The organism is Nitrospira sp. Nam74, assembly GCF_965152615.1.
Genome location: NZ_OZ224220.1, coordinates 3306122 through 3321639, shown reverse-complemented (window position 1 = coordinate 3321639; position 15518 = coordinate 3306122). Strand labels below are relative to the sequence as shown.

Sequence of the window (15518 nt, the reverse complement as noted above, 5' to 3'; positions counted from 1 at the left end):
GGGCCGCCTTAGGGAGCGACTGTCTCAAGGCTCGCCGTCATGCCCGAGGCGTAGGCGAGCGTCACTTCGGCGATCTTGTAATCGTACTGGGCATCGGCCAATCGAGTTTGCGCGCTCGTGACCGCCACTTCAGCCTGTGTCACTTCCACGACAGACCCCAGCCCTAAGCGATAGCGCTGCTTCGCCAATTGCAACGCTTCCTGGGCGGTTTTCACTTGCTCCTCTGCCAACTTGATTTGTTGCGTCAGGGTAATGGTATCCAAATAGGACGTCGTGACCTGTTGCGTCAGCGCCTGCTCAATGCTGACACTGCCGGCTTGCGCCGCATTCTGCTGCGCAGCGGCTTCCCGCACCTGATTCTCGATGAGAAATCCCGTGAACAGCGGCATAGACACAAAGGCCCCGGCCGTCCACCAGCCGCCGGTGGCAAGATTCCGGCTCGTGTCGAAGGTTTCGTAATCACCGCCGCTGGCCAGAGCCGATATCGTGGGAAGATATTGGCGCTTCAGGGCTTTTACCCGGGCTTCCGAACTCGCAATGAGCTCTTTGGCCTTACGAACCTCTGGATGTGCCAGGCTCTCGCCGATGAGGGTTTCCAGCGCGCGTTGCGGGCGCACCTCAATGGGCAGGTCCTCCAACACATAATCATCCGACCCGGCAATGCCCATCGCGCGATTGAGGTCGGCATAGCTGGCTTTGATATCGTTTCGTGCTTTCAGGAGCAAAGATTCCGCATTGGTTAGTTCCACCTGAACCAGATCTAGGTCTAGTTTGGATTTCAGCTGTTGCCGGTAGAGGGCTTCAATCTGGCTTTTGATGATGCCGCGTTCCCGGACGGTCTCTTCCGCAATCTGAACGAGCTTCCGGCGCTTCAGGCTGTTGTAGTACAGTCGCTGGACATTGAGGGCGATGAAGGCCCGCCGCGCCTGAATGTCCTGTTCCTGGGCGCGCTCGGCGAGCTTCGAGGATTCCACGAGGCTTCGCGTATATCCGAAGTCATACAGACGCTGGTTGGCAATGACTCCGGCAGCGTAGGCGCTGAGATTGGACTGCAGCAATCCACCGCCGATCAGAAACCGTGGGTTGATACGTCCAGAGCCGGCCGAACTGTCCACGTTGGCGTAGACCTGGGGGTAGTACAGGGACTTGGTCTGTTCGGTCCTGGCAGTAGCGGCCTTCATCGATGCCGACGCTTCTTCAAGAATAGGATGCTTCTGCAATGCAATCTCCAGCGCCTGCCTCAGTCCAAGGAAGCTTCCACGGGCCACAGGCTCTGATGCAGAGTGGTTGACCGGAGCCTGTGCATAGCTCGTGGTGATGGTCACGAGCAATAGAATGGAGCCGATAGTAATCGCTCTGGCTAAGAACAACATCATGTTCTCCTTTATGTTTGTGGCCTAAGCGAGCTGAATTTCTGGACCGACGGCTTGCCTTCCGGCAAATTATAAGGCGAAGGCCGGACGGAGGTACCTTCGACTAGTTTGCTTTTCCCGACGACCACCACATCTTCCATACCGTTGAGCCCGTCAAGGACTTCGACCCATCGTCCGTCGCTCAGACCGGTCTTAATCTTCCGCTGAACAGCCTTTCCTTGATCGGCGATAAAGACCACGGTGTTGTTGCCTTGCACAATGAGTGATCCGGCCGGGACAACCAAGGCATTGGGGCTCGTCCGCAGTTGCAGGGTCAATTCGCCGAACGTACCCGGATGGAGGGCGTGGTCTGAATTCGGTAAATCCACTTCGATGAGCAAGCTGCGTGTGGACGGATCCAGTGCACGCGTCGTTCGCGTCACCGTACCGGTGAATATCTGACCGGGCAATTCCTTCACCGTCAGCGCGGCCGGCACACCGGTCTTTGCCCACGGCGTGTCTTCCTGCGGCACGTTGGCATAGACCCGTACGGTTTCAAGATTCATGATCGTAAAGAGCGGAATGGCACCGGACGATGAACTCGTCGCCACCTGAATCAGCGCCCCGGGGTCGGCAAATCGCGCGGTGATCGTTCCATCATAGGGCGCTCTCACTTTAGTGTAATCGCGTAGCGCGACACGCTGCTCCATAAGATGGCGGGCACCCTCCAGGGCAGCTTGCGCCATATCGACATCTTGTTTAGCAATCACATCCGGCGTCTCTTTCCATACATTGGATAATCGGTGATAGGTAATCTTTTTGATCTGATAGTCGGCTACCGCCTGTTGATACTGCTCTTCCACCTCCGGCGCGTCGATCACGGCTAGGATGTCATTTTTCTTCACGCGATCGCCCTTGTCGGGACCAATTGATTTCAAGTATCCGGAGACCTTGGCATAGAGCGTCGTTTGATAGAGGGGCGACACGTTCGCAGGCAGGGTGATCGAGTACGTTACATCGCGGCGAGTCGGTTTCACGACTTGGACATCAATCACGTGAGCCTCAGCCTGCAATTCTGAGGCAGGAGATGGGGCGACGGACGACGGCGGTGCAGCCTTCGGCTCGGCTTTGGATCCGACCGGCACGCCTTCGCTATGCTGAAGCAGGACGATGCCTGCTCCAATGAGCGTAACGGCGAGGAGAGTGATACATACCAGTACGCGCCGGTTCATGAGCACGCTGCGCAGGGAATGAGAGAGATTGTCTGTCATAGAAAGGATTCCTTCGTTCACTGCGTCGAGATCTCCGCCGGCTGGGCCGGTTCCCGCGCCAGCACTATGCTATGGAGCACCGGCACAACAAGCAAGGTCATCAGCGTGGAGACCATCAGGCCGCCCACGACGGCGCGCGCTAACGGCACCATGGTTTCATTGCCCTCCCCAAATCCGAGGGCGAGCGGTAAGAGCCCAAGAATAGTTGCCAGGGCGGTCATGATGATGGGACGAAGTCTTCGTCTGCCGGCTTCAAGGACGGCTTCTTCTGGCGACAGGCCCGAACGAGCCATGCGGTTGGCATAATCCACCAACAAGATGCTGTTCGAGACGACGATGCCCATCATCATCAGGGTGCCGATCATGGATTCCACATTTGCCGATGTGCCGGTCATATACAGCATGGCGACGGTTCCGATCCAGCCGAGAGGCACGGCCAGCAGAATGATCAGCGGGTCGATCAACGAGCGGAAGAGTCCCACCATCACAAGGTAAATCAAGACCACGGCAAGCGGCAGCGCCAATGCAAAATTTTGAAAGGCGCTTCGCATATTGGCGACTTCGCCCTTCACACTGACCACGACATCCTTCGGCAGGGCGATCCCCTTCAACGCCTCTTCAATATCCGTCGCGACACGTCCCAGATCATTCCCGACCGGCGTCACGAGGACATTGATCAAGCGTGACAAATCATAGTGGTCGACGGAGTCCGGCCCGGTCTTGTGTATTAGTTCGGCAACATCCCGCAAACGGACATCCGGACCGCGGCGATCGTCGGACCCGAAGAAGCCGCCATTCATCCCCATCGTACGTCCGGCGAACGGCGTATTCGCAAGAGCCAGCGTCGACCCTGAACTGCCGGGGATCGCCACACTGGCGGCCGGGGGAAGCGGCACCCCAGCGCCGACGAGCGGGATGTTGAGCAGGTCCTCCGTTGTTATGAGGGACTGTTCCGGATACTGAGCCAACAAAAAGTAGCCGTTCGCAGTTTTGGGATCGAGCCAGTAGTTCGGGCTGAGGGCAATGTTCGAACTGAGCCCGGTGATGACATCCACAATCACTCGGTCTTGAGTAATTCCGTAATAGGCCGCCTTGGTGCGATCCACATTGAGATGCAGTTCGGGATAATTCTTGCCCTGTTTGATCCGCACGTCGGTCGTGTTCGGGATTTGGGCGACTCGGTCACGGATCGCCTCGGCGACCGGCCTGATCACGTCGATACGCGGACCTCTCACTTGAATGTCCACCGGAGCCCGTAAGCCGAAATTCAGCACATCGCTGACGATCCCACCCGTTTGAAAGGCGATATCGATGCCCGGCAAGTCCCGGCGCAATCGTTGACGAAGCTCCATGATGTAATCGTCGGAATGACCTTTGTGACCCGTCACAAGGTTGACCAGCACGAACGCCGTATGCGATCCGGTATTGGGCGCGAAGCGGCCTGCATCTCCGTAATACATTCCGATGTTGGCTACCACTTCATCGAGATCCTCCTTGGGGACGACCTGCCGCACGATGTGTTCTACTTCTCCAACGATGGCGCTGGTCTTTTCAATGCGAGTTCCCTCAGGCGCTGATACCAACATCGTGAAATTGCCGGCATCGATTTTAGGGAAGAATTCGGTATGGAGACGCGGCACGAGTAGAACGGCGACGACGACCAATGTCAGAAGAGCGAGACCCAACACGAAGGCCTTGAAGCGAAGTCCGAGCAGAAGGGCGCGTCCGTAGGCATGTTGAAGGCGGCCGAACCACCCCTCATCATCATGCGCCTCATCTCCCTTTTCATGCCCGCGTCGATAGAGTCGAGCGAGAATGACGGGGGTTACGGACATCGACACCGCATAATCGGCCATCATGGCAAACGCGACCGTCAGGGCCAAAGGAACAAAGAGAAATTTGATGATGCCGCTGAAAAACATGATCGGTAGATAGACGATCAGAATACAAATCGTGGCGACGAGAATGGGCAGGGTCAGCTCGGCGGCACTGTCTTCTGCCGCTCTTCGTCCGTCTTTCCCCATTTCCAAATGGCGGTGCAGGTTCTCCTGGACGACGATGTTGTTATCGAGCAGCGTTCCAATCACAAGGGCAAGGCCTCCTAACGTCATGATGTTGACGCTCTGTCCGTTGATGTAGAGCAGGACCAGCGCCGACGTAAGGGAGAGCGGGATTGCCAGGCTGACGACCAGCGCAGCCTTTGCGCTGCGCAGGAAAAGATAAATCATCAAGCCGGCTAATCCGGCGCCGAGAAGCCCCTCCTTCTGCAAATTTGAGATCGCCTCTCGGATATAGAGCGATTGATCGTAAATAAATTTGACGGAGGCGCCGGCTGGGATCTCCGTCAAATTTGGAATCCGGGAGCGTACGCCGTCCGCGACATTGACGGTGTTCGCGCCTTCTTGTTTGGTCACCGGGATATAGACCGATTCCCGTCCGTTGACTCGCACGATCGACGTTTGCACGGCCGCTGAGTCGGCCGCCGTGCCGATATCGCGCACAAGGATGGGGCTGCCATTGACGACCTTGATCGGAAGCTCATTAATCTGATCCACCACGCGTACCAGACTGTTCGAATAGACGTAGTAGTCAAGATCGCCAAGCTTCACATCACCAGCCGGGAGGATGGCACTCTGTGCATTGATCGCCTTCACGACTTCAGACGGCGAGACCCCGCGTGCCAGCATCCTCTGCTGATCGAGAAAGACGGTAATTTGCCGGACCTTCCCGCCCAATACCGGAGGCGTTGAAATGCCGGGAATCGAGGCCATCTGAGGGCGGACAGTGAAATAAGCCAGATCCCTCATCTCCTTTTCGCTCAACGTGTCGCTGCTGACCGTCAAGAGACCGATCGGAAGGCTGGCCACACCAAATTTGTAGACGGAGGGGGGAAAGACACCGGGGGGAAGCACGCGAATGATGCTATACGCCAGGCTCGTAAGCTCGGACTGGGCCGCTTCGATGCTGTACTCGGGTTGAAAAAATACTTTGATATAACTGATGCCGGCGAGTGATTGGGATTCGATATGCTCGATATAGCTGGCTTGGAGAAACTGTTGTTCGAATCGCAGTGTGATCGCGCCTTCCATCTCTGTGGGGCTCAATCCGCGATAAAAGGTCGAAACCAGGATGACCGGAATATTGATGTCCGGAAAGATGTCGACTTTCATCTTTTGAAATGACACGCTGCCCAGGATAATGACGATCAGACAGATCGCGAGAACGGCATACGGATTTTTGAGCGCGGCTTTGGTCAACATAAGACAGTCCTATTCCAGCGAAGCCAGAAACGGCAGAGATCGCCCGTGAGCTTGACGAACTCCGCATAGGTGCCGGGCTTGACGGCATACCCGTTCGCCCCGGCCGCGTAAGACGCTTCAATATCGTGTTGAGCGTCCGAAGTCGTCAGGATGACCACTGGGACGTGATGAAGCCGTTCATGGCTGCGAATATAGCGTACGATGTCGAGACCGCTCCCATTGAGGAGTTTCAGGTCAACGACAATCAATCGAGGTGGTGCGCGATGGTCTTTCAGTTGATGGTTCAAATAGCTGAGTGCGGGCGCCATTCCATGCTCGATGTGAATAGCCGTTTCAAATCCATGCTGAGTCATCGCTTGGCTTAATAGCTCAGACTGGGCCAAGCTATCTTCGACCACAAGGATCGATGGCGACATTGTGATGGTATGTCCGATCACTCTCCACTCCCTGTCTGCTGATCAGCTAGTGCAAAACTCGTTGTGCAAACCCGGTGCCCAATAGACTATTAAGACAACAGGCTATCCCTAAGGCAACTAGCCAAAACATTGGTCATGAGAAGAGCTGTTCAGGAACCCGACAAGGGGCTTGCAGGTACACTGTGGAAATATTCCAGAGTGCTATGGAAAATTTCCACGGATGGTCTCTCTCATCCGGGGAGGTTATATGTTTTCAACTTTGCAAGGAGGGTTTTATAGTCAATGTTCAGGGTGCGGGCCGCCTGGGTCTTATTGCCGCCATGCGCGTCCATCACGCGCAAGATATGTCCCTTCTCGGCTTCCTCGAGTGAGCCGAGGACCGGTGTCTCAATCGAGGAGCGGCGGTGATTCTGGTCCAGCATCGAACCGACCTCTTCCGGTCCGATTGGATCCGTACTGTCCTGCGGTGACAGCAACAGCAGCCGCTCAACCACATTGCTCAGTTCCCGAACATTACCGGGCCACGAATACCGCATAAGGGTCTGGAGTGCCGGTGGCGAAAAACTACGGGCGCGTCCGCGCGCAAGCCGGAGCGACCGCAGAAAATGTTGTGCGAGGAGCGGAATGTCGTCGGGTCGTTCTCGAAGGGGCGGAACGCGCAAGCCGACGGTATTAATCCGATAGAGCAGATCGTCGCGGAATCGTCCCGCTAAGACGAGGTCTTGCAATTCCCGATTCGTTGCGCCGATGAAACGCACGTTCGCATGCAACGTCCTCGTACCGCCCACTTGGCGGTATTCACGTCGATCGAGAACGCGTAGCAGACTGACCTGCATGGCGCCGCTCATTTCTCCGATCTCGTCGAGGAACAATGTCCCGCACTCTGCCGCCGCTAGGAGACCACTTTTACTCTGCGTCGCTCCGGTAAAGGCGCCTTTTTCGTATCCAAAGAGTTCGCTTTCCAGCAGGTCTCCTTTGATGGCTCCACAATTCACGGCAAGGAACGGATGATCGCACCGAGGGCTCGCGGCGTGTAAGGCTCTGGCGACGATTTCCTTCCCGGAGCCCGTTTCTCCTTGAATGAGCACCGGCGCATTCGACGGGGCAATTTTGGTGACGGTCTCCATCAGCTGCCGCCACGCCGCGCTGATACAGTCAATGGTTTGATCCAGGCGCGCGATGCCCGCGCCGTGTCGCAAGGCAAGATTATCCTGTCGAAGGCTCCGAACTTTTACGATGCGTTCCAATGCGGGCAACACGTTCGATCCGTCAAACGGTATGTCCTTCACAAGGAAGTCGGATGCCCCGGCTCGCATCGCCTCGACAGCGGCATGGACCTCGCCATGACCGGTCAGCATTATGACGTCCACATCAGGCTGATGCTCGCGAATCCACCGAAGTACGTCCCGGCCATCCGTCTCCGGCATTTTGAGATCGGTGATGACGCAGTCAAATGAACTGGCATTCAGCTTGTCGAACCCTTCCTTCCCGTTGGAGACCACCACCACGTCGCAGCCTTCCCGTTGGAGCGTGTTTTCCAGCACCGTCCGTATGAACGGTTCATCATCGATCACAAGGATGCGCATCTCAATCGCCATGTCAGTGTCCCGTGGCCCGCGCGGGTGAATCGGGAAAGGCTAGATAAAAGGTGCTGCCTTTGCCAAGAGAGGAGTCGGCCCACACTCGCCCCTCGTGCTTGTCCATAACGAGCTTGACGATCGCGAGTCCCACCCCGGTGCCTTCGTAGCGGTCGGATGAGTGTAGCCGTTCAAAAAGACCGAACAGCTTCGTGCAATGCTGAGGGTCGAATCCGATGCCATTGTCTTTGACCCAGAGGATCGACTCTCCTTGTCTTCTCATGCCGCCGATCGATATGTCAGCCGCTTCATGCCCTGAAAATTTTAATGCATTGTCCAGTAAATTCCCCAGGGCTTGCTGAATGCTGGTTGGCTCGCCCCATATGTCGATAGTCGGCACATCAATGGTGATTCGAGCGCCTTGGCTCAATGCGGCGATCTGCCGTGACGCCACGACATGCTCGGCCAAGGCAGCAAGATTGACCTGCGACTTCGGCAGGGTTTCCTGCTCGAGCTGGGAGTACTTCAGCAGCGCGTCGATCAGCGCCGTCATGCGAAGGGCCGATCCGCGGATTTGACCGAGGTACTGGCGTGGAGTTGAATCAAGGACGCCCGAGTATTTCTCTTCAATCAGCGAGGAAAATCCCTCGATCTCGCGCAGTGGTCCTTTCAGGTCGTGCGCCACAGAATAACTAAACGCCTCCAGCTCACGAGTTTTCTGCTCCAGGGCGATGGTCCGTTCGCGAAGCGTGGTCAACATCAAGGCGAGCGAGACGGACAGGTCTCCCACTTCATCCCTGGCCGGCCAGATGTCGAACCCTGCCTGCAGTTCTCCATGCGCCACACGATCGGCAGCTCGGGCCAATCGGCGAAGAGGCGTGGCGATCTGGGTGCTGACCACGCGATACGTGGCTGCAATCACAATCATCAGTACGATTACCAGGGCCAGAATGACCAGGCGGGCCTGTGATAATAGGACGTCGCCTTCGAGTTTCATCTCGGTGTCGATCTTGGTATGAACGTCGATGAGGGCTGTGAGCGCTCCCGTGAGCTGCTCGTAGAGTGCTTGTGCCCATGTGAAGGTGGCGATCGATGATTCAGATTCGAGGCCTCCCTGGGATGAGGCGGCCAGTGTTTCTCGGTGAGAAGCGATGGCGTCCAGGAGAGACGACATCCGATCCAGGAGCCGATCTTCCTGGTCGGCCAGCGCTACCTGATTGTGCCGGGTCAGCATGCCGAACAGAACGGGATGGGTCCGTGCCGCATGAGTCGCCCGGTAGAAGGCCAAGGTCTGCCGAACGCCGGACTCATCCTCTTTCAGACGCGTGAACACCGCGTTCTGGGCTTGCCGTGACGAGTCGCGCTCAAGGGATGTCAGGGACAGATTCATTTGAAAGGCGGTCTGCCGCATATTGGCGGCGGTCACGACGGCCGGCACGGTGATGCGATTATGGCGTTCGACGTAACTGTTGATCTTGCTCAAATAAAACAAAATGGCCGCAAGGCTGAGTCCCAGCAAAAGGAGTAGGGAACCGAATGAGACGAAAAATTTTTGGGCAAGCGTCAGTCGTTGGAACCAGGCGAGCGGACCGTCGATCATGGCGTACAGTATCACACGCTCACAGGCCGAGCCAGATGAAGCGTGTGCGGGAGCCGGTGCTTTTAGCGTGACCGTCGAGGACATAATACTTGACATCTTGTACGACATCCTGGTACACGGGTCAAGCATGGGTGAAAAGAATAAGGCCGAGCCGGCCAGCAATATCGAGAATCGTTTGAGGAGCTTGCGCTCGGCGAAGGGCCTCTCGCAGAGCGATCTAGCCGGCATGGCGGGAGTAACCCGACAGGCCATTTATGCCATTGAGGCGAATCAATATTTGCCGACGACTGCCGTGGCTCTTCGTTTGGCCGGCGCGCTGGGCTGCCGAGTTGAAGATGTCTTCAGTCTGGTCTCGAGCGGAGAAGTCATAGAGGGTGAGTTCCTTGGTGCGCTTCCGACAGAAGCTATGCGAACCCGTGTCAAGGTTGCCAGAGTGGGGGAGCGAGTGTTCGTTCGCCCGGTGGCGCAACTGGGGGATGTGTTGAACTTCACCGTCCCGGCGGACGGCCTCATGTTGGGTCCCGCACGATCAAGGCGTCATAGTCATGTTCGGGTAGAGTTGATCAGGGATCGCCGTCTGATTGAAGAAGAAGTGGTCGTCGCCGGGTGCGACCCGGCTATTTTTTTGGCGGGCGAGTATCTACGCAGACGACAAGAGCGAGCATCCGTCGTGGGGTGGACAATGGGAAGCGGGGCCGCACTTGAAGCCTTGAAGCGGGGAGAGGTCCATGTCGCCGGTCTCCACATTGTCGATGTGAAATCCGGCGAGTCGAATCTCCCATATCTTCGCCGGCACCTGAAAGGTGATGGATATACCGTCGTCACCTTTGCATCATGGGAACAAGGATTGATTGTTCGGCATGGCAATCCCAAGGGGATTCGGGAAGTGGCCGATCTTGCTCGTAAGGACATCGAGATGGTCAATCGGGAGGCGGGTGCAGGAGCGAGGCTGTTATTGGATCACAGGCTGGCGGCAGCGGGCATCCATCCCGCGAAGATCAAAGGCTATCAACGAGAGGTGGCATCGCATCTCGATGTGGCGCAGGGTATTGCTAGCGGTCTCGTTGACGTGGGGATGGGAGCGGGATCCGCTGCAAGGCTCCTGGGGCTCGATTTTATTCCCCTTCAGGAAGAGCGCTACGATCTGGTGATTCCGACGGTCTATCTCACAACACATCCGGCCCTCTCGAGCTTTCTCGACGCGATCGTCAGCCGTCCGTTCCGGACAGAAATCGAGGCCTTGGGCGGCTACGACACACGGCAAACCGGAAAGATGCGGGACTTATGGGTCAAAACATGAGACGCTTATTCGGATGAATGGGGGATGCGAGATGTGGCGCATATTGATGATGAGAGCAAAAGTTGTGTCGTTCGTCGGATCAATCCTCTTAGGACTGGGGATCGGCGTATGTGCATCAGCCAAGGAGCCTCTCGTCATTGCGGCTTCGCCGAGTCTCGCGGCCCCTCTGGAAGCGCTTGGCCGTGCCTTTGAAGCAACCCATCCGGACGTCATGGTCAGGCTCCATTTTAATTCCGGCCTCGAAATGCGGCAAACGATCGCCGCCATGCAGAACTCGACAATCGGGCAATACTTCATTGAGAAAGGTCCCATCCATATCATCGCGCCTGGGGGTGATGAGCTGATTACCCGCCTCGAGCAGAGATACTATGTCCTTCCGAATGGCCGCAAGCCCTATGCGACCGAGCCGCTGGTTCTGGTAGTTCCGGAATCCTTGGCAGATGCTCCGGAGTCATTCGAGGCGCTGGCCAATAATCCTCAGATACGCGTGGCAATCGCGGATCCCGCACTGACGAGTCTTGGTCAAAAGTCGAGTGAACTCTTGAATCGGGCAGGAATTGCCGATTCGGTCAAGGGGCGTCTTGATGTGGCGGCGGACGCCCGGGGAGTCCTGAGTCATTTGCTCAATGGTAATGCGGACGTGGGTATCGTCTTTGGGCCTGATGCGGTTGAGGAAGGTGAACGCGTGCGGGTTGTTGCCGTCTCGGACGAACGGTTGTACAAGCCGACTCTTCATTCCATGGCCATGGAACGTTACTGTCCGAACAGAGATCTGTGTAACGAATTCCTCAACTTTATTCAGACGGCTGAAGCTCAGTCGGTTCTGAAGCGATTGGGCTACGGGTCGCCTTTTAAAAAATAGAACTCCTGCTAGCCCGAATTATTTATGAGTACCTGCTACAGCGGCCGATCCTCTCGCCCGGCGCGGCTTTTCTCGTTTGGTCTCCTCGACGGACCCCAAGTCCGCCTGTGTCGACCTCACGTGCGAGAAGCCTACGGGAAGGGACGCGTCTTGGCGCGTCTGGGGCGGGCGGGTGAAATGAGAGGCTTCGGTCTCAACCGCTTCGCGACGGCATTCATGAATAATCCGAGCTAGTCACCATCCCGCGTCATGCGCAATCTCTGCGATTAATTCTTCCTCTCCAGTAATGTCCGCCTAATTTCCGACGCAATCGATAAATGATGCGAAGCACTCGCCGTTGACCGAGGTGAGGCCAGTCACCCTTTTGTCCGTTGAAATGTATACTTGACATTTAAGTAAAGTATAGAGTACAAATCTGCTCGCTTTTTTATGCAACACGCATTGGTCGATTTCATCACAGGAGGCACTCATGGGATGGCGGGACATCACGGCACAGAGACGAGCGAGTGGAGGCATGGCTCTTCTTGGGCTGCTCGTCGCGTATATCGCCCTGGGAGGGTGCGCACGACTGCCGTATACGACAAAAGTGCTGCACCAGGATCGTCGAGTGGTGATCAATGCGCAGGAAGAACTGGATCGCCCTGGGTACACGCATCCGATGCAGCTAAGTGCGGCAGAAGTGGCAAGCATTCTTCGAGGACTCTCAGTGCGCGAGCAACAGCGCTTGCCGCTTCGCTGGTTCGCTGAAGAGGTGCCTCCGAAAGCCGTCTTTCGAGCGGATGAAATAGAAGCGTTAGCACCCTATCTCGCGGACGCCTTGACGAAGGTAGGTCCGAATGAGCGCGTGCATTTTGACCTGATTGGGCCTGGATTTAATCCGAGCATGGAAAAGGATGCAGTGAGCGGATGGGTCGCTGTTCGAGACCCGTATTTGTATTTCACGTTGGAATACTTTCACATCCAAGTTCCGACACGAAGTTCTGATCCGTACGACTATAACTATCCCACCCCAGCCCCGCTACCGAAAAATTATCTCCTGTATTTCGAGCCCGGAAGGTTTTGGGTCACGGATCAGAATGGCCGGCGAGCCGTGGAGTATCGATCGTTTTTGAAATCCGCTCCGTCACACAGCGGCGCAGGTACAGCGGCGCCAAGCGCCCCGGCCGGTGCGCCGTAACCCTTACTTATTCGTAATTATTCATTCATGGAGGCTGAGATCGGTATGACACGCTTGGCGGGAACTCTTGAATGCCCATCTGTTACCGGCGGTCGCGCTTTACTGTCGGTTCGCCTCGTCTTTATCGTCGGTGTTGTCTTGGCACTCTTGCAGACTATTCCTGGAATGGCGGTGGAGTCCGGGAAGCTCGTGGAGAAAGACGGCAAGTATGTGTTTGTGGAAAGCATGGATCCAGCCCTCAAGCTCATGCTCGATCGTTCGCTGAAAAGCGGCCTAATCACCCAAGAGGATTACGATCGCGTAACAAGAGAATCCGAGATGAGGAACTATCTTTTGCAGCCGAGCTTCAAAGCCTGGTACGACCGCGGTTTCAATTTTTCTATGAATGACAATGCATTTTTTCTTAAGATCCGCGCACGGATTGCTACCCGATTTACACAGCGCGAGCGGAACAGCGCCTGGCGAGTGGGCGATTCAAAAAACTATCCTGAACTCCTCGGGGTCTTTGGCGACTACCGTGCGAATCGCTCAGTCGATGAGGCGTCCACGTTCAATCTGAAGCGCATGCGCCTTTATTTCATGGGGCACCTGCTGAGTCCGGATTTCAAATACTACATCCAGCTCGCCGGCGAGACAGCAGAAAATGCGCAAAATCCTGGGTCATTGACCGTGCTTGATGCCAATGTTCAGAGCACGCACATCCCCTGGCTGAATGTGCAATTAGGTCAGTACAAGGTCTACTTCAACCGATCACAGATTAATTCCACGGCTGCAATGCAGTTTACCGACAGGTCTTTAGCTATGGAAGCCTTTACGGCAAGCGGCCTCAACCGACGCGATGTCGGAATCACCATCATGAACGATGAAGAAGTGTACCCCGTAAACTATTACTTTGGGGTGTTTAACGGAGCCGGCCCCCTCGTCAATCGATTTGCCCAATTTTCAAGTGAAGAGCCGACTGTCGGATGCCCTGGGGGGCAAACAAGCGGCAATCCGTTTCCGTCTCCGGCTACCGGCTGTGCCGTGAATCAACGGAACCTCAACGCGAATTTCCGGTCCGGAGTTAATCAACTGATGTACGCGGCACGTCTGCAATGGAATATCATGGGGCGGGCAGGCTATGGCGAGGGCGATATTGCCTATTCGGAAGCTCCGCAGATGGTGGTCGGTGGAGGGTACGTCTATAACCCGGCCATTAATACCTCTACCGACAATGCGTTTGTTGGGATCGATCTGGCCAATCTCAACTTCCGTAGGCAGCTCGCGACTCTGGGGAATGCACGAATTTTGGGGCAGGGCGTGGTTGATTTTTCCACGTGGACTCTTGACTACGCCTTCAAATATCGTGGGTTCTCTTTTCAGACGGAATACTGGTTCCGGAACGTGATTCGACATAACAAGGGGTTGCCGTGCCTTCAGACCTTGACTCAGGGAGGGGCCTGCACAGTCTTCGCCCCGGGGCAGTATGGCAATATGTACGGATGGTATGCGCAAACCGGCTATTACATTATTCCACGACGCCTCGAGTTGGCCGCACGCTATAGCTACTGGGACCCTGATACTCATTCAGGAGGTGACCTGATCAAGGAGGTGGACGTCTCACTCAACTGGTTCCTGTTCGGCACATATGATCATCAGATCATGGTGACCTACAGTAATGTCGCCATGGGCATGGGCGGGTTTGCGATCGGGCGCAGCGCCCCCTTGCCCGCTGTGGGGAATCCAGCTCTTGCGGCTTCATACCCGTCGGGCAATGTGCCGTTGGATCAAGGTCAGCAGACACTCATCGAGAACGCAATTCGCATTCAGTACCAGGTCTTCTTTTAATGAGGATGTGCGTCGTCCTCAGAGGAGGTGTGTATGCAAAACGGGAATCAACGGCAGGGACCGCCTGAAATATCGTCTGATACGTGGAATCTTCTCTCTGGTCGCGTGGTGTCTACCCTTCATGGCCTAACACGCACGACCATTAAAGTGATGACTGACGATGATGCGATCTTCAGAATTCGTTGTTCACCGGAACGTGTGGAAGAGAGGAGTCTACACATTGGTCAACAGGTGGTGGCACAGATTCATGTGAACGACGTGCTCTTGGGAATGGGTGGGATTTGGCCAGGAGGGGATCGATGGAATCGCTGGCCCGGTCGGATCGTACTTGTCGAGCCTGGTGCCGAGCGTCCATTGATTACTGTGAAGCTTCAAGGAGTGAGTCGCACGCTCCAATCTACTGGCCCTGTCGTGGGGCAGTCCTTTCGACCTGAAGCCTGGGATCCGGTGAATATTGTGATTGATCCTGAGAAGGTGGCCCTGATGCCTCAACAGAACGCAAGACGAAGCAGATGGACTGCCACAAGGGCGAGTACATACCAGCACCCCCGAGTTTGGCTGAAGGCTCGTGTCGAGACGGTTCGAAGGGCAGGAACCGGCTGGCTCGTGTCGTTGGATGTTGGAGGCGCCCACGTCTCCGCGCTGGTTTGTGGAGACCAAGATGTGCTCTGTGAATGGGTGCCTGGGTTGCCGGTGGAGATGCATGTCGATCAATGGGACGCGTGGTTGCGGCCGACGGGAGCTGGCCCGGATGCTATCATGTGCAAATTGACGTATGACACGAGCTTATGAAAGGAAGCGGTTCATTCAGAGAAGCTGTATCCTCCTGTTCTCTGTGTCCTCTGAATGAGGGGAGGGTCGTCGTGCAATGATCCT

General features: G+C 56.0%; 11 protein-coding genes. 5 read left to right on the top strand and 6 right to left on the bottom strand.

Annotation, left to right across the window (positions count from 1 at the left end; translation table 11 throughout):
- Positions 1–8: 8 nt before the first annotated feature.
- From ACWHYZ_RS15450 to ACWHYZ_RS15425, 6 genes are all read right to left on the bottom strand, one after another.
- Positions 9–1376, bottom strand: a complete 1368-nt coding sequence (locus ACWHYZ_RS15450; protein WP_447983570.1) for a TolC family protein — start codon at positions 1374–1376, stop codon at positions 9–11.
- 8 nt (positions 1377–1384) lie between these two features.
- Complete coding sequence (locus ACWHYZ_RS15445; protein WP_447983569.1) at positions 1385–2623, bottom strand: efflux RND transporter periplasmic adaptor subunit; 1239 nt, start codon at positions 2621–2623, stop codon at positions 1385–1387.
- 17 nt (positions 2624–2640) lie between these two features.
- Entirely contained in the window at positions 2641–5883 is a 3243-nt protein-coding gene (locus tag ACWHYZ_RS15440) for an efflux RND transporter permease subunit (RefSeq protein WP_447983568.1), read from the bottom strand.
- Positions 5877–6320 (bottom strand): response regulator, encoded by a 444-nt coding sequence (locus tag ACWHYZ_RS15435; RefSeq protein ID WP_447983567.1) that lies wholly within the window; start codon positions 6318–6320, stop codon positions 5877–5879. Before ACWHYZ_RS15435 ends, ACWHYZ_RS15440 begins: the two co-directional genes overlap by 7 nt.
- A gap of 209 nt (positions 6321–6529) precedes the next feature.
- Positions 6530–7897, bottom strand: a complete 1368-nt coding sequence (locus tag ACWHYZ_RS15430; RefSeq protein WP_447983566.1) for a sigma-54-dependent transcriptional regulator — start codon at positions 7895–7897, stop codon at positions 6530–6532.
- A 1-nt stretch (position 7898) separates the two neighbouring features.
- The gene (locus ACWHYZ_RS15425) at positions 7899–9572 is read right to left on the bottom strand and encodes a sensor histidine kinase (protein WP_447983565.1); all 1674 of its coding nucleotides are present in this window, start codon (positions 9570–9572) and stop codon (positions 7899–7901) included.
- A 31-nt stretch (positions 9573–9603) separates the two neighbouring features.
- Between ACWHYZ_RS15425 and ACWHYZ_RS15420 the strand changes: the two genes are divergently transcribed.
- The 5 genes from ACWHYZ_RS15420 to ACWHYZ_RS15400 all read left to right on the top strand — a co-directional run bounded on the left by ACWHYZ_RS15420 (position 9604) and on the right by ACWHYZ_RS15400 (position 15434).
- Positions 9604–10776, top strand: a complete 1173-nt coding sequence (locus tag ACWHYZ_RS15420) for a substrate-binding domain-containing protein (protein ID WP_447983564.1) — start codon at positions 9604–9606, stop codon at positions 10774–10776.
- Positions 10777–10822: 46 nt separating this feature from the next.
- A complete protein-coding gene (gene modA, locus ACWHYZ_RS15415) occupies positions 10823–11638 on the top strand; it encodes a molybdate ABC transporter substrate-binding protein (RefSeq protein ID WP_447983563.1) in 816 nt (271 codons plus the stop codon).
- Positions 11639–12107: 469 nt separating this feature from the next.
- Positions 12108–12815 (top strand): hypothetical protein, encoded by a 708-nt coding sequence (locus ACWHYZ_RS15410; RefSeq protein ID WP_447983562.1) that lies wholly within the window; start codon positions 12108–12110, stop codon positions 12813–12815.
- A 45-nt stretch (positions 12816–12860) separates the two neighbouring features.
- A complete protein-coding gene (locus ACWHYZ_RS15405) occupies positions 12861–14642 on the top strand; it encodes a porin (protein WP_447983561.1) in 1782 nt (593 codons plus the stop codon).
- 33 nt (positions 14643–14675) lie between these two features.
- Complete coding sequence (locus ACWHYZ_RS15400) at positions 14676–15434, top strand: hypothetical protein (protein WP_447983560.1); 759 nt, start codon at positions 14676–14678, stop codon at positions 15432–15434.
- The last annotated feature ends 84 nt before the right edge of the window (positions 15435–15518 follow it).